Origin of the sequence: Kutzneria chonburiensis, from assembly GCF_028622115.1 — a bacterium.
Classification (GTDB): domain Bacteria; phylum Actinomycetota; class Actinomycetes; order Mycobacteriales; family Pseudonocardiaceae; genus Kutzneria; species Kutzneria chonburiensis.
The window spans coordinates 9044972-9061458 of sequence record NZ_CP097263.1 but is presented as its reverse complement, the minus strand read 5'-3'; the positions used below and the strand labels follow the sequence as shown (position 1 = coordinate 9061458).

17 protein-coding genes are annotated in these 16487 nt (G+C 69.1%); 13 read left to right on the top strand and 4 right to left on the bottom strand.

Features of this window, described 5'->3' with window-relative positions:
• Positions 1 to 42: 42 nt before the first annotated feature.
• The 3 genes from M3Q35_RS42160 (at position 43) to M3Q35_RS42150 (ending at position 2698) form a co-directional block, all read left to right on the top strand.
• Positions 43 to 1254, top strand: a complete 1212-nt coding sequence (locus M3Q35_RS42160) for a DUF6801 domain-containing protein (RefSeq protein ID WP_273944684.1) — start codon at positions 43 to 45, stop codon at positions 1252 to 1254.
• A gap of 127 nt (positions 1255 to 1381) precedes the next feature.
• The gene (locus M3Q35_RS42155; protein ID WP_273938178.1) at positions 1382 to 2506 is read left to right on the top strand and encodes a PucR family transcriptional regulator; all 1125 of its coding nucleotides are present in this window, start codon (positions 1382 to 1384) and stop codon (positions 2504 to 2506) included.
• Between the two features lie 6 nt (positions 2507 to 2512).
• The gene (locus tag M3Q35_RS42150) at positions 2513 to 2698 is read left to right on the top strand and encodes a hotdog domain-containing protein (protein WP_379794579.1); all 186 of its coding nucleotides are present in this window, start codon (positions 2513 to 2515) and stop codon (positions 2696 to 2698) included.
• Here the strand turns inward: M3Q35_RS42150 and M3Q35_RS42145 are convergent.
• The gene (locus M3Q35_RS42145; RefSeq protein ID WP_273938177.1) at positions 2689 to 3681 is read right to left on the bottom strand and encodes a glycosyltransferase; all 993 of its coding nucleotides are present in this window, start codon (positions 3679 to 3681) and stop codon (positions 2689 to 2691) included. The two genes, M3Q35_RS42150 and M3Q35_RS42145, sit on opposite strands and share 10 nt — an antisense overlap.
• A gap of 450 nt (positions 3682 to 4131) precedes the next feature.
• Here M3Q35_RS42145 and M3Q35_RS42140 point away from each other — a divergent pair, with 450 nt between their 5' ends.
• The 9 genes from M3Q35_RS42140 to M3Q35_RS42100 all read left to right on the top strand — a co-directional run bounded on the left by M3Q35_RS42140 (position 4132) and on the right by M3Q35_RS42100 (position 13282).
• A complete protein-coding gene (locus M3Q35_RS42140; RefSeq protein ID WP_273938176.1) occupies positions 4132 to 5625 on the top strand; it encodes a sugar transferase in 1494 nt (497 codons plus the stop codon).
• 1 nt (position 5626) lies between these two features.
• Positions 5627 to 6538 carry an NAD-dependent epimerase/dehydratase family protein gene (locus tag M3Q35_RS42135; RefSeq protein WP_273938175.1) on the top strand — a complete coding sequence of 304 codons (912 nt, stop codon included), beginning with the start codon at positions 5627 to 5629 and terminating at the stop codon, positions 6536 to 6538.
• Positions 6539 to 6605: 67 nt separating this feature from the next.
• Complete coding sequence (locus M3Q35_RS42130; protein WP_273938174.1) at positions 6606 to 7274, top strand: polysaccharide deacetylase family protein; 669 nt, start codon at positions 6606 to 6608, stop codon at positions 7272 to 7274.
• A 52-nt stretch (positions 7275 to 7326) separates the two neighbouring features.
• A complete protein-coding gene (locus tag M3Q35_RS42125) occupies positions 7327 to 8241 on the top strand; it encodes a glycosyltransferase family 2 protein (RefSeq protein ID WP_273938173.1) in 915 nt (304 codons plus the stop codon).
• Positions 8241 to 9290: a GNAT family N-acetyltransferase gene (locus M3Q35_RS42120; RefSeq protein WP_273938172.1), complete on the top strand. Its 1050-nt coding sequence runs from the start codon at positions 8241 to 8243 to the stop codon at positions 9288 to 9290. The genes M3Q35_RS42125 and M3Q35_RS42120 overlap by 1 nt, the downstream gene beginning before the upstream one ends.
• A gap of 65 nt (positions 9291 to 9355) precedes the next feature.
• Positions 9356 to 10687, top strand: coding sequence for a nucleotide sugar dehydrogenase (locus tag M3Q35_RS42115; protein WP_273938171.1), 1332 nt, complete (start codon positions 9356 to 9358; stop codon positions 10685 to 10687).
• Positions 10677 to 11855 (top strand): glycosyltransferase family 4 protein, encoded by a 1179-nt coding sequence (locus tag M3Q35_RS42110; protein ID WP_273938170.1) that lies wholly within the window; start codon positions 10677 to 10679, stop codon positions 11853 to 11855. Before M3Q35_RS42115 ends, M3Q35_RS42110 begins: the two co-directional genes overlap by 11 nt.
• Before the next feature lie 51 nt (positions 11856 to 11906).
• Positions 11907 to 12722, top strand: a complete 816-nt coding sequence (locus M3Q35_RS42105) for a glycosyltransferase family 2 protein (RefSeq protein WP_273938169.1) — start codon at positions 11907 to 11909, stop codon at positions 12720 to 12722.
• A gap of 11 nt (positions 12723 to 12733) precedes the next feature.
• The gene (locus M3Q35_RS42100; RefSeq protein ID WP_273938168.1) at positions 12734 to 13282 is read left to right on the top strand and encodes a dTDP-4-dehydrorhamnose 3,5-epimerase family protein; all 549 of its coding nucleotides are present in this window, start codon (positions 12734 to 12736) and stop codon (positions 13280 to 13282) included.
• Here M3Q35_RS42100 and M3Q35_RS42095 read toward each other — a convergent pair.
• The gene (locus tag M3Q35_RS42095) at positions 13215 to 13481 is read right to left on the bottom strand and encodes a hypothetical protein (RefSeq protein ID WP_273938167.1); all 267 of its coding nucleotides are present in this window, start codon (positions 13479 to 13481) and stop codon (positions 13215 to 13217) included. The genes M3Q35_RS42100 and M3Q35_RS42095 overlap by 68 nt on opposite strands.
• Before the next feature lie 106 nt (positions 13482 to 13587).
• Here M3Q35_RS42095 and M3Q35_RS42090 point away from each other — a divergent pair, with 106 nt between their 5' ends.
• Complete coding sequence (locus M3Q35_RS42090) at positions 13588 to 14280, top strand: right-handed parallel beta-helix repeat-containing protein (protein WP_273938166.1); 693 nt, start codon at positions 13588 to 13590, stop codon at positions 14278 to 14280.
• Positions 14281 to 14367: 87 nt separating this feature from the next.
• On the opposite strand, the gene M3Q35_RS42085 is transcribed toward M3Q35_RS42090, so the two are convergent.
• Together M3Q35_RS42085 and M3Q35_RS42080 are read right to left on the bottom strand one after the other, a co-directional pair.
• Positions 14368 to 15780, bottom strand: coding sequence for an O-antigen ligase family protein (locus M3Q35_RS42085; protein ID WP_273938165.1), 1413 nt, complete (start codon positions 15778 to 15780; stop codon positions 14368 to 14370).
• Position 15781: 1 nt separating this feature from the next.
• Positions 15782 to 16486 (bottom strand): YveK family protein, encoded by a 705-nt coding sequence (locus M3Q35_RS42080; protein WP_273938164.1) that lies wholly within the window; start codon positions 16484 to 16486, stop codon positions 15782 to 15784.
• Position 16487: the final 1 nt, after the last annotated feature.

The window sequence follows — 16487 nt, the reverse complement described above, 5'->3', positions numbered from 1 at the left end:
CCACACGAAAGAAGGACGGCTGTGCATCATCGAACATTGGGGGTGGCCACGGCGGCCGCGCTCGTGCTGACGGGCCTGGCCGTCGGCGCGGGCGTGTCGGCGGCCGCAGGCACCCCGGTGGACAAGACACTGGCGTTCACCTGTCCCTTCCCGCTGATCGGCAACCAGACGCTCCAGGTACGGATCAGGGCGACCATGTCCACTCCGGACACTGTCGGCGGCGACCTCGTGACGACCGACTTCTCGGCCACGGCAACGGTTCCGCCCACCGCCACGCAGGGGTTGGCGTTGGTCGGGGCCAAGACGATCGAGGGCACCGCGCAGGCCGGCGTGACGTTGAACGAGGCCGGCACGCCGCTGGACATCACCATTCCGGGCCTGGTGATCCCGTCGACCCCGGTGCCGGACTCCGGCGCCTTCGACACGGTGGCCTCCGGCCCGGTGCCGACGGCGACGATCACCAAGGCCGGCACCACGACCGTGTCGGTCGGCGGTTTCTCGACCACGCTGACGCCGAAGAAGGCCGACGGCACGCCGACCGGCCTCGGCACGTTCACCTCGGACTGCACGCTCAACCCGGGCCAGGACGCCCAGTTGATCAGCTTCCAGACGAAGGACGGCCCACCGCCGACCACCACTCCCCCGACGACAACAACCACAACCACAACTCCCCCACCCACAACGACAACGACGACAACCACCACGACAACCACGACCAAGCCGACGACCACGACGACCGCGCCGCCCGGCACCATCACGTACAGCTACTCGATCAAGGGCAGCTCGGAGATCAAGCGCCTGCACACGGACGTGGCGATCCGCGGCGGCATCACGGCCAAGCTCGACCTCGGCACCAGCCGCTACACCGCTGACCTCACGCTCAACCCGACCAGCGCCCGGTTCGCGATCTTCGGCTTCATCCCGGTCACCACGAAGATCGCCTTCGAGCCGCAGGGCCAGACCACCGGCGCGGTGGCCAACGGGGCCCTGGACGCGCGGTCCGAGCTGGCCGTGAAGATGCCGCTGATCAGCGTGTTCGGCCTGCCGATCAGCCGGTCCGCGGCCTGCGGCACCAGCAAGCCGTCGGTCGTCACGATGACCTCCGGCCCCGGTTTCGACGTGCTCAAGGGCGGCACGCTGTCCGGCAGCTACGCGCTGGCGCCGCTGCGCGGCTGCGGCCTGTTCACGCCGTTCATCAGTGCGCTGGCCACCGGCCCCGGCAACACGATCGATCTCACGCTGAAAGCGAGTTGATCACGCGAAGGGCCGCCTCGCACCAGAGGCGGCCCTTTGTCAGCGACCCATAGAAGGCCGGCAGAAACTGCTCCAGAACTGACAAGAATTCGGAGTGTTTTTGACACGTAACCGTATCGTCGAGGCCATGACGGCTGTCCGCAATGACGCGAGCCAGCTGTGGGCCCGCCTGCCCGGTCATCTCGGCGCGCGTTTTCGCCCGTACGCCGGCCGGCTCGCCCGCGAGGTGGTGCACGAGATCCAGCGCTCCGTTCCCGCCTACGCGCGGCCGTTGCGCGGCAAGTTCGGCCAGGTGCTCGTCGGCGGGGTCGAGCGGGCGATCGTGCACTGCTTCGAATCCGTCGGCAATCCGCAGGCGTCGTCCACGGAGTGGACGGCCTGGTTCCGCTACGTCGGCCGGGTGGAGTTCACCGAGGGCCGCACCACCGATTCGATGCAGACCGCGGTCCGGGTCGGGGCCCGCGTCGCCTGGCGCAACCTGTCCAAGGCCGGCCGCGAGCTCGGCATCCCACCGGACGTGCTGCTGCTGACCGCCGAGGCGATCTTCGCCTACGTGGACGAGTTGTGCCGAGTGGCCGTCGAGGGCTACGCCGAGGCCCAGCGTCAGGCCGCAGCGGGCGGTGAGCGCCAACGGGCCCAGTTGCTACGACTCATCCTCGCCGACCCGCCGGCCCCTACGGAATCGATTGAGGCGCAAGCAATCGCCGCCGACTGGCCGCTGCCGAGCCAGGCCGCGGCCATCGCGCTCGTCGACGAGGCGCCACACCTCCCGGGCTGCCTCTCCGACGGCGGCTGCGTGCTCACCGCCGACCCCGACCGCGCGGTCAGACTCCTTGCTCGCCCCCTGGCCGTCGGCCCGACCGTCCCGCTGGCCCAGGCCCGACAGTCCCTCACGCTCGCGCGACGCGCCGTCGTCCTCGCGCGACGCGGCGTCATCGACGGCCCGATCGTCCGCTGTGACGACCATCTGCTCACACTGCTGTTCCACGCCGACGAGTTCCTGCTCGACGAGCTGAGCCGGCGCAGCCTCGCCCCGTTCGACGACCTCACGCCCAAGCAGCGCGAGCGGCTGAAGGCCACGCTGCTCGCCTGGCTGGACACGCGCGGTGGCATCAACGAGATCGCGGCCCGGCTGGAGGTGCACCCGCAGACGGTCCGCTATCGCATGCACCAGATCGACCAGCTGGTCGGCGACCGCATCCACGACCCGGCCCGCCGGCTGGAACTGGAGATCGCCCTGCGGCAAGGTTGACGGAGTGTGAGCGTCGCCCGGTCGGGTCAGGTGACGTTCCTGCGGCCGGCCGTGCTGGGCGACGAACTGGTCGCAAGGGCAACGGAACGCGGTCGCTTCGGCCGAAACGGCATCTACGACGTGACAGTCACCAGAACGGATGGTGTTGTCATCGCGGAGTTCCGGGGCCAGAGCCGCCAGGCTCAGAGCTGAGGCGCGACGGCCTCGGTCCAGCCGTGCAGCGCCTTCTCCAGCGCCACGGCCGAATCCGCGCTGTCCATGGTCGCCGCCGTGCGGAAACCACCGGCCACCAACCGGGTCCGCAGCTCGCGGTCCAGCATCAGCCGGACCAGCGCCTCGGCCGTGCCGTTCACGTCGCCCGGCTCGACCAGCAGGCTGTCCCGGTCGTGCTCGGCGAAGTCCGACAGCGCGCTGCCCCGGACGCCGACCACCGCCGAGCCGCACGCCATCGCCCGGGCGGCGCTGGCCGCGGTGCCCAGGTGGACGGCGTCGCGCTGGTACACCTGGCGCACCAGCTCGTGGGTGGGCAGCGACCTGAGGTAGCGGATCCAGCTGGGGAGCTGCTCCGGGCGGCGACCGGCGCCGAAGGCGGTGACCTCCATGGTGGGCAACAGCGCCCTGGTCCGTTCCAACGCCTCCAACGCGGTCGCCGCCCCGGAGTCCGGTCCGACCGGCACGCTCACCCGGTGCCCGCGCGGTAGCGCCGGATGTGGCGGCCGGAAGACCGCGAGGTTGAGCCCCTGGGACACGACTGTCACGGCCGAGCTGGGCACACCGAGTCCACTCAGGACGCCGGCGAGCCGCTCGGACGTGGCGATCTTGGGCACGGCCAGCCGTAGCTCAGGGTCCGCCCCCCACTGCTCACGGGACTGAACCAGCTGCCCTGCCCGACCATGGCGGCCGGACAGCGCGGGCAGCAGCTTCGACGTGCTGGCATCGGTCGCCAGCACGACATCCCCGTCCGGCACGACGTCCGGGGACAGCCGTGCGGTCGTCACGACCCGCACCGAGGACTGTCCGCGTCCCCTGCGCGACCAGCCGGGCACCCGCAGCCCCGCCCGCTCGCGCAGCCGGACCACACTGATCTCGTGGCCACGGGCCGCCAACTCGTCGGCATATCCCTGGATCACCTGCGCACCGACAACCGGTGTCGGACACACAAAGGTGACGCGCATACCGGCACTCCACTCCACTAGAGACGTCAGATGCCCCGCACATCGAGCGCGGGGCCCCGACGTTACGACCCCGTGGGGCCGCACCCGGTTCAACTGCGCCGCCCCTGCCCGGGTTATGCCGCCGTTCAGCCCAATCCGCGACCACACCGGCAGACCTGTTGTCACGGCCGGTAATCGACCCGAGGGTTGTTACGGCAAACGCAGCAATGTCGCTGAGCCGGGCGGCCCAACCGTTCCCTCGTGTGAGTGATCACTCGGGGATGTGTTGCCAGCAAAGCGAAACAGGCGCTGTAACGAGGCAGCCACCAAAGCCGAGAAGGATCGTGGACGTCCACCTCGTTCTCCAGATCCATCCACAGTTGACGTAGCGCCGAAGGCGGCGCGAGGTCGTCGCAGTCGGTCCTGCACAAGGGAATGTCGATGAGAGGGCAACCGAGGGGGACCCCGAGGATGGCACTGCTGCCGCACGAGCAACCGCACCTGCTGGCTGTCACGTCCACCCGTTTCCATGGCCGGCACCGCAACCACCGGTCGCCGCTGGCGGTCTGGGAGAGCCGCTACCGCACCGCCGTGATCATGTCCGACGTGCTGGCCACCGCGCTGGCCACCCTGCTGGCGACCGTCCTGATCGGACGCGAGCTGCCCGACTATCTCGGCCAGCTGCCGCGGCTGGTCAGCGTGGCCGCTCTACTCATAGTGGTTGCCGCGCTGCCGGCCAACCGGGCCTGGGACCCCAAGATCCTGGGCCAGGGCGCCGAGGAGTTCCGAAGACTCGGCAAGGCGCTCGTCGCGACCGCGGTGACACTGTCGGTGGCCGGCGTCGCGTTCGAGCTGACACATCTGCGGTTATGGGTGTTCTTCGTGGTACCGGCGGTCGGGGCAATCGCGTTCCCCGGCCGCTATCTGCTGCGCCGGCTGCTGCACAGCCGGCGGGGCAAGGGCGAGTGCCTGCTGCCGGTGATGGCGGCGGGCAGTGTGGAGTGGGCGGCCGACCTGATCGCCCGTACCCGCAAGGAACCGCACAACGGCTGGCGGGTCGAGGCCGTGTGCACGCCGGACGGCTTCGGCACCGACGGCACGCAGGAGGTCGCCGGTGTGCCGGTGGTGGGCGCACTCGGGGACCTGACCGAACGGGCACAACCGGGTGGCTATCGGGTCGTCGCGGTGTCCGCGGATCCATATTGGACGCCGCGCCAGCTGCAACGGCTGGCCTGGGAGCTGGAGGACACCGAGTCGGAGCTGGTCGTCGCGCCGGTGCTGATGGAGCTGGCCGGGCCGCGGCTGCACGTGTCCGGCGTGGTCGGCCTGCCGCTGCTGCGGGTGCAGGCGCCCACTTTCGGCCGCGCCAAGCGGGTGATCAAGAACTGCGTCGACCGGCTGGGCGCGCTGATCCTGCTGACCCTGCTGGCGCCGGTGCTGCTGGCCATCGCGGTGATCGTCAAGACCGACGACGGCGGTCCGGTGCTGTTCAAGCAGAAGCGGGTCGGCCAGGGCGGAAAACCGTTCACCATGTGGAAGTTCCGCACCATGGTGGTCAACGCCGACACGATGCTCAACGAGCTGCGGGCCAGCAATCAGGGCGCCGGGCCGCTGTTCAAGATGCGCCAGGACCCGCGCGTCACCGGGCCGGGCCGACTGCTGCGCCGGTACTCGCTGGACGAGCTGCCGCAGCTGATCAACGTGTTCACCGGCGCGATGTCGCTGGTCGGGCCGCGGCCGCCGCTGCCGCACGAGGTCGAGCAGTACGGCTCCGACGCGGGACGACGGCTGCTGGTCAAGCCGGGCCTGACCGGGCTGTGGCAGATCAGCGGCCGCAGCGACCTGCCGTGGGAAGAGGCGCTGCGGCTGGACCTTCGCTACGTCGAGGACTGGTCACTGGCCCTGGACGCGATCATCCTGTGGAAGACCGTGCGTGCGGTCTTCAGCGGTCAGGGGGCGTACTGAGGTGGCCGGCTGGCTGGGGGTCAGGGCACTGGTGACCGGGGCGACCGGGTTCATCGGTTCCCATCTGGTGAAACGGCTGACCGGACTCGGCGCGGTGGTGCACGCGGTGAGCCGGCAGGTCCAGGAGCACGTGTCGGCCGGGGAGACCTGGCACGTGGCCGATCTGTGCGACGCGGACAAGGTGAGCTCCGTGGTCGAGGCCGCGGAACCGGAAGTCGTGTTCCATCTGGCCAGCGAGGTCACCGGCGCCCGCGAGGTGCGGCTGGTGCGCCCGACGCTGGCCAGCAATCTGGACAGCGCGGTGAACCTGCTGACCGCCGTCGCCTCGGCGGCGCCGGCCGGCCGGGTGGTGCTGGCCGGATCCGTGGAGGAGCCGAGGCCGGAAGACGGGGCCGCGGTGGCGTGTTCCCCCTACGCCGTGGCGAAATGGGCCGTCTCCGGTTACGCCCGGATGTTCCACGAACTGTGGGACGTGCCGGTGACGACGCTGCGTATAGGCATGGTGTACGGGCCGGGGCAGAAGGATCTGCGCAAGCTGATCCCGTATGTGACAACGGCATTGCTCCGCGGGGAGTCGCCGGAGCTGACCAGCGGCACCCGTCTGGTGGACTGGGTCTACGTCGACGACGTGGTCGACGCCTTCCTGGCCGCCGCGCTGTCCGAGCAGGCGCCGGGCCGGGAGTTCGACATCGCGTCCGGCACCCAGTTGTCCATCAGGGACACCATAGAACTGTTGGCGAAGATCATCGGGGCGCACCAGCAGCCACGCTACGGCGCCGTCGCGGACCGTCCGCTGGACCGTCCGCAAGTGGCCGATATCGGGCCGGCCGGTGAACTGCTGGGCTGGCATCCGCGTACCTCGTTGGAGACGGGGCTACGCCGGACAGCCGACTGGTATTCCTCTATCCTGTAACGAATTCAGGCGTTACGTCCGATATTCCCCTCGAACCAGGACAGTCGCGCTGGAGGTGGGGACGGTCATGTCTCAGTCGGTGGTCAACCTCACCGTGCACGGGATCGGGCCGACGGAACGGGCGATGGAGCCGGACGAGGACAAGACCTGGGTCAGCGTCGAGCAGTTCGAGCAGGTGCTCGACGCGGCCATGGGCCGGCCCGACGTCCGGATCACCTTCGACGACGGCAACGCCTCCGATGTGGAGATCGCGCTGCCCCGACTGGTGGAACGCGGACTGACGGCGGATTTCTTCGTGCTGGCCGGGCTTCTGGGCGAACCCGGCCGGCTCGACCGCTCCGACGTCCGCGAGTTGCAAGGGTCCGGCATGCGGATCGGCTCGCACGGCTGGGCTCACCGCGACTGGCGGCGGCTGACCGACGAGCAGGCCGTCGAGGAGATCGCCCACGCCAGCCGGGTGCTGGGCAAGCTGACCGGGGATCCGATCACCGAGGTGGCCATCCCGTTCGGCTCCTACGACCGGCATGTGCTGCGGCGCCTGCGATTGGCCGGCGTGCACCGCGTCTACACCAGCGACGGTGGCCGCGCCAGTGGCGACTCCTGGCTCCAGGCCCGCAACAGCCTGCACCACGACGTCCAGGCGGCCTGGGCCCACGAGGTGCTCACCGGGAAGCCGACGCTGCCCCTGCGCGTCCGTCGGCAGGCCGCCCGTGTGGTGAAGCGACTACGGGGTTGACCCGTTGGGCCGCAACGGTAACACGGGCTGAGCTGGGCACGATGACGTGCACATGAAGGCTCGGACCGCGATCGTGGTCGTGACGTACAACAGCGCGCCCGTGCTGGGCGACTGCCTGCGCTCGCTGCCGGCCGGCGCCGAGGGGGTCGAGCTCACCGACGTTGTCGTGGTCGACAACGCCTCCCGCGACGGCACCCTCGAGCTGGCCGCCTCGTTCACCGAGCTACCGGTGCGCACCGTCCAAATCGGTCGCAACGCCGGCTACGCCGCCGGCATCAACGCCGGCGTCAACGAGCTGGACCTGGCCACGCTCGACTCCGTACTGGTCATCAATCCTGACTGCCGGTTGTCGCGCGGCGGGTTGGCCACCCTGCAAGAAGTACTCACAGTGCCTGGGCGCGGCATTGCGGTGCCGCGGTTGGTCAATCCGGATGGAACTCTGCAGCCTTCCTTGCGGCGCAAGCCCACTGTGGGTAGAGCGCTGGCCGAAGCGGTGATCGGCGGCACCCGCGCCGGCCGTATCGGCACTCTCGGTGAGCTGGTCACCGATCCCCGTGAGTACGAGCGGGCGGCGCCGGCGGCGTGGGCCACCGGGGCGGCGATGCTCATCTCCGTGAACGCCCTGTTGCAGACCGGACCATGGGACGAGTCTTTCCTCCTTTACAGCGAGGAGACGGAGTTCGCGCTCCGGGCGGCCGATCGCGGCTGGTCGCTGTGGTACGAGCCGAGCGCGGTGGTCGAGCACATCGGCGGCGACGCCGACACGAATCCCATGCTGGCCGCGCTGTTGACGGTCAACCGGGTCCGGCTGTTCCGCCGCCGCCGCGGTTTCATGCCGGCGCTGGCCTACTACATGGCCGTGGTGCTGGGCGAATCCGCTCGGGCATTGGCCGGCCGGCCGACCGCGAAGGCCTCTGTCGCCGCGTTGCTCCGGCCGTCCCGCCGCATCCAGACCCTGGCCAGCTGATGCGCTGGTTGACGTTCGACGCGCTGGGGCAGCGCGAACTTGAGGCCTGGCACCGGTTCCGGGCCGGCAACCCGGCGTTGGACAGTCCGTACTTCCACCCGGGTTTCGCCGCCGCCGTGCACGCGAGCGGACGCACCGTGCACGTCGCGGTGGACGAGGACAAGGCCGGCGAGATCCGAGCGTTGCTGCCCGGTCACCTTGAGGGATCGACGCTGCGGCCGGTCGGGTGGCCCGGCGCCGACTTCCAGGGGCCGATCGGGCCGGCCGGAGAGTCCTTCTCGCCATTGGGTTTGCTCTCCGGCGGCGTGAAGGCCTTCGAGTTCGACCATCTCGTGGACGGGCTCGGCGAGTTCGAGCCGTGGATCCGGTCACGGCGGGTGTCGCCGTACGTGGACGTCAGCGGCGGCTTGGACGGATACCTCGGTCGGGCGACGAAATCGGGGCGGGACAACATGTCCCAGGCCCGGCGGCGGACCTCGAAGGCCGAACGCGAGCTGGGGCCGGTCAAGTTCCAGGTCGACGTGGTCGACGAGAACCTGTTGGGCCAACTGGTCGAACTCAAACGCGACCAGTATCGGGCAACCGGCGCAAGGGACTTCTTCGCCGAGCCGGATCGGCTCGATCTGGTGCGCCGCCTGCTGCACACCCGTGAGCGCTCCTTCGGCGGCATACTGTCCACACTGCACGCCGGCGACCAGCTGATCGCGGCTCACTTCGGCATCCGCGCGGATTCCGTGCTGCACTGGTGGTTTCCGGTCTACGCCCCCGAGCACGGAAAACTGGCCCCTGGCTGGATGCTGCTGCGCGAACTCATCATCGCCGCGCCGGCGCTGGGCATCGAGCGGATCGATCTGGGCCGGGGCGACGACGAGTACAAGCGCCGGGCCAAGACCGGCGAATCCACCGTGTGTCAAGGAATCGTCACCCGTAGTTCCAGCCGGCTGGCCCTGCGCAAACTGGGCGAGCACATGGTAGCGACGGCCAAGAACTCAGCCCTGGCACCGGGATTGCGCCGAGTGGTGCGAGGGTTACGCAAGCTGAACAGGTAACGGGTCGGCAGCCTCCCCCGATCAAAGGGGCGCGCGCACGTTCGAGCGCGATGGAGGCATCGCAGATGAAGATCAGCGTGTTCGGGCTCGGCTATGTGGGGTGTGTCTCGGCGGCATGTCTTGCCGGACAGGGGCACCGCGTGGTCGGCGTGGACGTCAACCAGGTCAAGGTGGACCTGATCGCCTCGGGCAAGGCCCCGGTGGTCGAGGAGCGTATCGGCGAGCTGACGGCGGAAGTCGTTGCCAGCGGCGCGTTGCGGGCGACCACCGACGTGGCCGACGCGATCGCCGACAGCGACGTGTCCCTCATCTGTGTGGGAACCCCATCGGCGCCCAACGGCAGTCTGGCCACCACCTACCTGGAGCGGGTGTCCGAGGAGATCGGCGCCGCGCTGGCCCTGAAGAACACCCGGCACACCATCGTCTTCCGCAGCACCATGCTGCCGGGCACCTGCCTCGACCTGTTGCTGCCGATACTGGAGAAGTCCTCCGGCCTGACCGCCGGCGTCGACTTCGGCGTCGCGGTGAACCCGGAGTTCCTGCGCGAGGGCACCAGTGTCCGCGACTTCTTCGACCCGCCCAAGACCGTGATCGGCGAGTTCGACCCGGCCAGCGGCGACGTGGTGGCCGCGCTGTACGAGGGCCTGCCGGGCGAGGTGTTCCGGGTGCCGGTGCCGGTGGCCGAGATGACCAAGTACGCGGACAACGCCTTCCACGGCCTCAAGATCGCCTTCGCCAATGAGCTCGGCTCGGTGGCCCGCGCCCTCAACGTGGACTCGCACCAGGTGATGGACGTGTTCCTGGCCGACCGAAAGCTCAACGTCAGCCCGGCCTATCTGCGCCCCGGCTTCGCCTTCGGCGGCTCGTGCCTGCCCAAGGACCTGCGCGGCCTGGTCTACGCGGCCCGGCGGGCCGATGTCTCGGTGCCGCTGCTGTCGCACGTGCTGCCGTCCAACGAGGAACACCTCAAGCGGGCCTTCGAGTTCATCGCCGCGACCGGGCGAAGACGAATCGGCCTCTTCGGCCTCTCGTTCAAGCCGGGCACCGACGACCTGCGGGAGAGCCCGCTGGTCGAGCTGGCCGAACGGCTGCTGGGCAAGGGGTACGACCTCCGCATCTACGACGCGAACGTGACGCTGTCGCGGCTGATGGGGGCCAACCGCGAGTACATCGAGGGCCGGCTGCCGCATCTGGGCGAGCTGCTGTCCAACTCCGTCTCCGATGTCATGGCGCACGCCGAAGTCTGTGTCATCGGGTGCCGGGACGACGCCGTCCTGGCCGCGCTCGACCCCGAGGAATTCAACACTGTGGGCGAGCGTGTGATCGTCGATCTCGTCCGCCTTCCCGACGCCGAGCAGCGCCGGGACCGACCTGGATACGTGGGCCTTGGCTGGTAAAGCACTCATCCTGGTGGAGAACCTGTCCGTCCCGTTCGACCGACGCGTGTGGCAGGAGAGCAAGGCCCTGCGCGACGCCGGCTGGGACGTGCACGTCATCTGTCCACAGGGGACGAAACAGGACCGGGAACCGTACGCCGAGATCGACGGGGTCAAGATCCACCGGTATCCGCTCAAGGCGGCGACCGGCGGCCCCAAGGGCTACCTGTTCGAGTACTCGGCGGCGGTGTGGCACACCTTCCGATTAGCCCGCAAGATCGGGCCGGTCGACGTCGTGCACGCCTGCAACCCGCCGGACCTGCTGTTCCTGGTGGCGCGCTGGCTCAAGCGCGGCGGCGCCAAGTTCGTCTTCGACCAGCACGACCTGGTGCCGGAGCTGTACCTGTCGCGGTTCGACCGCGGCGAGGACTTCCTGTACCGCGGCGTGGTTCGGCTGGAGCAGTCCACGTACCGCGCGGCCGACGTGGTCATCTCGACCAACGAGAGCTACCGGCAGGTGGCCCTCAAGCGCGGCGGCATGAGCCCGGACAAGGTTTTCGTGGTCCGCAGCGCGCCGGCCGTCGAGCGTTTCCACGAGGTGCCGGCCGAGGACGAGCTCAAGAAGGGCAAGCCACACCTGTTGTGCTACTTGGGTGTGATGGGCCCGCAGGACGGCGTGGACTATGCGCTGCGCTCGCTGGCCCGCATGCGTGACGAGCTCGGCCGCACCGACTGGCATGCGGTGTTCATGGGCGGCGGCGACACCTTCGACCAGATGGTCGCGCTGTCCCACGAGCTCGGCCTCGACGACCTCGTCGAGTTCACCGGCCGGGTCAGCGACGCCGACCTGCTGCGCTACCTGTCGGCCGCGGACGTCTGCCTCGCGCCGGACCCGCTCAACCCGCTCAACGACGTGTCCACCATGAACAAGATCATGGAGTACATGGCGATGGCCAAGCCGATCGTGTCCTTCGACCTGGTCGAGGCGCGGGTGTCGGCCGACGAGGCGGCCGTGTACGCCGCGGCCAACGACGAGTCCGAGTTCGCCCGGCTCGTGGTCAAGCTGCTCGACGACCCGGCCGAGCGCAAGCGCATGGGCGAGCTGGGGCGGGCCAGGGTGGCCGGTCCACTGTCGTGGGAGAACTCCCGCAAGGCGCTGCTGGCGGCGTACGCTGCGGCACTGACCTGAGCCGACCCCCGGCTTGACTGACGCCGCTTCGGTGACCACCGTGGAACCACCATGACCAGTGTTGTCATCCCCGCCCACAACGAGGAGGCCGTGCTCGGGCGCTGCCTGAGCACGCTTCTCGCGGACGCCGACGAGGACGAGTTCGACGTTGTCGTCGTGCCCAACGCCTGCACGGACGACACCGCCGCCGTGGCCCGGCAGTACGGCGTGCGCGTGGTGGAGACCCCTTATGGCGGCAAGGCGCATGCCCTGCGTCTCGGCGACGACACCTGCCGTGACTTCCCGCGGGTGTACCTGGACGCCGACATCGAGCTGAGCACGCAGTCCGTGCGGGAGCTCGTGTCCGCCCTGCAACGGCCCGGCGTGCTGGCCTGCGCCCCGGTGCCGCGGTGGGACCTTTCCGGCGCCAGCCGCATCGCTCGGCGGGTGCACCGGGTACACGATCGGTTGATTGCGCCGAGCCGCGTGCTGGCCGGCGTCGGCGTGTACGTGCTGTCCAAGGACGGTCACGCCAAGGCGTTCCCGCTGCCCGACGTCATCTCCGACGACGGCTGGGTGCACCGGTCGTTCACGCCGCTGGAGCGGGTCGTCGTGCCGTCGGCCGAGTCCGTGGTGCGGCCGGCCCGGACCGTGCGGGCCCATCTGCGCCGCCGCAAGCGGGTCCGGCAGGGCAACCGGGAGCTGGCCGCCCTTGGCCGGCCTCCGACGGAGGGGCGGCTCCGGTTGAGCTCCCTCGGTTCGCTCATCACCCGGCGTTCGGTGTCCCTTGTGGACGCCGCGTGCTATCTCACCGTGCTCGTGGTCGACAAGTTCCTCGCGCGCCGTAAGGCCGAGGTGGACTGGGCGGCCGACGCGAGCACCCGTTGACGGGACCTGGAATGCGTGTGGAAGAGGCCGGTATCGCGGGCGTGCTGCTGTTCGTGCCCACGCCGCACCGGGACGACCGGGGCCTGTTCACCCGGACCTACGACCTGGCCATCGGCGAGAAGCACGGTGTCGGCGATTTCCTTCAGGACAGCCAGTCCCGGTCTCGTCAGGGCACCGTTCGCGGCCTGCACGGCCGCGGTGGCCGTGGTGAGGCCAAGCTCGTGCGCTGCGCCCGTGGGGCCGTGCACGACGTGCTCGTCGACGCCCGGCCTTCCTCGCCCACGTTCGGGCGAATCGAGTCGTTCCGGCTCGACGACGAGACCTTCGCGACGCTATATGTTCCGCCGGGCCTGCTGCACGGCTTCCAGGCGCTGACCGACCTGGCCGACGTCTGCTATCGGATCGACCGCGAGCACGACCCCGCCGAGGACATCGCCGTCCGCTACGACGACACCGACCTGGCCATCGACTGGCCGCAACCGGTTTCGGTCGTCAGCCCGCGCGATGCCGGCGCCGGTTCGTGGGCGCAGCTGCTGACCACTTTGGAGCGATCACCATGAGACATGCCTTACCCATCGCCGTTGTCGGGGTGGCGGCGATGTTGCTGACAGCCTGCACCGGGTCGACACCCGTGGCCGATCCGGTGAGCACCACCCCGAGCGACACGACCGTCAGCAGCACCACGGCTGCTTCCAGCACGACGTCGTCCAGTTCCTCGACCTCCGCCACTTCTTCGTCGAAGCCGGCGAGCTCGTCCAAGCCCGCTCCCCCACCGCCCGGCCGTTCCGGCGGCGGCCGCTGCGCCGCCTTCCCCACGCCCGCGTGCACCGGAGTTCCGCCCGGCACCAAGCTTTCCTCCGTCACCATGAATTCCGGCGACGCCTATCGCGTGAGCCAGGACGGGGCCGTGCTCGACGGCATGCACATTCCCGGCAACCTGCTCATCACCGCGCACAACGTGACCGTGCGCAACAGCCAGATCGACGGTTTCGTCACCGACGAGTACGAGAATGTCGACTACTCGTACACCATTCTCGATTCCACCGTCGGCCCCGCCTCCGGCTGCGACTCCCAGCCCGGTGTCGGCGAGGGCAGCTTCTACGCCCGTGGGGTGCTCATCCGCAACCATGGCGACGGTTTCCGGGATTCCGGCAACGACATCGAGATCCATGACTCGTACGTGCACCTGTGCTCCAATCCCGGGGACCATTCCGACGGCATCCAGAGCTACCAGGGCGGGCACAATCTCGTGCTCGACCACAACACCCTGGATCAGCGCGACGCCAAGGACATCACCGCCCCCATCTTCCTCACCGACCTGACCAACACCGTCTCGGTCACCAACAACCTGGTCGCCGGCGGCACCTACTCGATCCAGGTCAAGGGCGCCGGCGGAACCGTTGTCGTGCGCGGCAACCGCATGGTCGACAAGTCCTGGATCTACGGGCCGGTCGAGTCCGACTGCGGCACCATCCAGTGGTCCGACAACAGCTTGGTCACCATCGACGGCAACTACAACGTCACGTCCACGGTCGGCCCCCTGGCCTGCCACGGCTGAGGCCCGATCTGAGCCGGTGAGTAGCCGGGCGGTGAGATCCCCGCCCGGCTACTCACCGGCTCATCAGGTGGGCTGGTCGCCGCCGTTCTAACTGAGGCTGGGCTCTTCCACTGCCTCGTGCCGTCGCCGGCGCACCAGCACATCACGCAGCCACGCCCAGCGGTACCGGAGCCAGTACAGGACACCGAACTGGTCCTCGTGCGGCGCGAGCTGCTTGGCGGTCCGCAGCAGTGATCCGGTGGCGCCGATGAGGATGAAGGTCAACCCGGTGACGGTGGCGAAGGCGGTCAGGTCGAAGGTGGCGGACCCGATCAACGGTGCGATCAGGCTGGCGCACAAGGTCAAGGCCAGATCGCGGGCGCCGGGGTCCTTGCTCAGATAGCGGGCCCGTAGCGCGGAATAGAAGGCGCACAAGAAGATGCTGGCGAAAGCGGCCACGCCGACGAAACCGGTCTCGACGGTGGACAGGATGTACTGGTTGTCGAAAACCTCGTGCTTGCCGGCGTACCAGGTGCCGGGGCCGTGCCCGAACAGGGGATGCAGGCTGATCTGCTTGGCGGCGACGGCGGAAGCGTAGGTACGGTGGGAAATGCTGCTGTCGTTGCCGATGTTGGCGAACAGGTTGTACAACGCGCCCAACAGGCTCGGCACGGTCACCTTCATGATGCCGAGGAAAACGAGGCCGACGAGCAGGGTGTACCAACGGCGCTTCGCGGGCCAGCCGAGGAAAAGCACGAGACCGGCGGCGCCGATGCCGAGCACGGCGGAGCGGGAGATGGAGAACATCAGACCGGCGGCGATGATGCCGCAGCAGACCCACCACCGCAGCACGGGCTCGCCACGCCCCTTGGCCTGAAAGGCGAAATGGGCGGCGAGCGGCAGCAACATGGCGCACAGCACGCCGAACTCGATGGGATGGCCGGTGGTGCCGGCAACCCGGGCCAAGGCCTCCCGGGTCTCGACGAAACCGTCGTCGGAGGTGAAACGCAAACCGGGCAACACCATGTACTGGGTGAGGTCGAGTTTGAGAATGAACTGACAACAGCCGACGAGAGCCACACCGGTGCCGCAGACGACAGCGGCCTTCAGCACCCGGTCGAGGCGGAGCAGGCTGCGCACGCCGTCGTTCATCATCAAGGCCACGGCGCAGTTGCCGGCGACCAACACGATGGCGTGGTCGGACAGCTTGACCTCGTCCTGGGGCAGCGGACCGAAATTGGCGTAGCCGTAGGAGAAGAACACGGCGATGGCATAGACGAAAATACCGGTACGGACCGGAGTTCGCCCTTTGGCCATGCCGAGGGTCAACGTGAGCTGGGCGCAGACCCAGCAGATGCCGGCGAACAGCGCGGCGACATTGCCCGGCGTCAACGACAGCGGAATGCCTTTGAAGACGGCCCGAGCGGGAATGAGCATCAGCACGGTGACGAAGATGCAGACGAGCGTGGCCCCGTCGGCCATCGTCCGCGTCTTCTTCCCGGGCAGGAAATCCGTGGACATGTCAGGCGCCGCTCGACGCGGGCACGAGCGACTGCTCGAGCGCGGAACCGCCCTTGCGCCGCCGTGCCTGGTAGTAGCTCTCGAACGAATACGCGGCCCACAGAGCGGCCACGACCCCCATCACGACGGCCACGGCAGCGGCCCGGGTCTTGTTGCCGCGCTGGGCAACCGGGGTCGTCGGCTGCACGGCGACGTCGACGGTGATGTACGTCTGCTCCGGCGCGTTCAGCGCCTTCTGCCGGCTGGCCAGCTCCTGCTTGACCCGCTCGACGCAGCGCTTGGCGATGTCCTGCGCCGCCTGGGCATTGCGGCTGTCGCCCTCCACGAACACGAACGGCCCGGCGACGATCTGCTCCTGCTGGTTGGTGCTGCCGTTGGTCACCTTGTACGACGGGTCACCGGTCGGCGACGCACCGAGAGCCAGCGCGACCTCCGGCGTGTTCAACGCCTGGATGACGATGGCGGCGGCGTTGTTCAGGCCCTGGTCGAAGTTGAGCAAAGGATTGGTGACGGTGCCCTTGTCGGTCGGCAGCGCCGGCAGGCTGCCGCCGGCCAGCGGCTGGTCGAGCACCAGCACGGCGGTGGAGGTGTACGTGACGGGGATCGTCATGTATATCCCGGCCGCGGCGCCGACCGCGACCAGGAACGCCGGCACGGCCACGTACCAGCGCCGGAACAGGACGAGCAGCGTCTGCCAGAAGTCCATG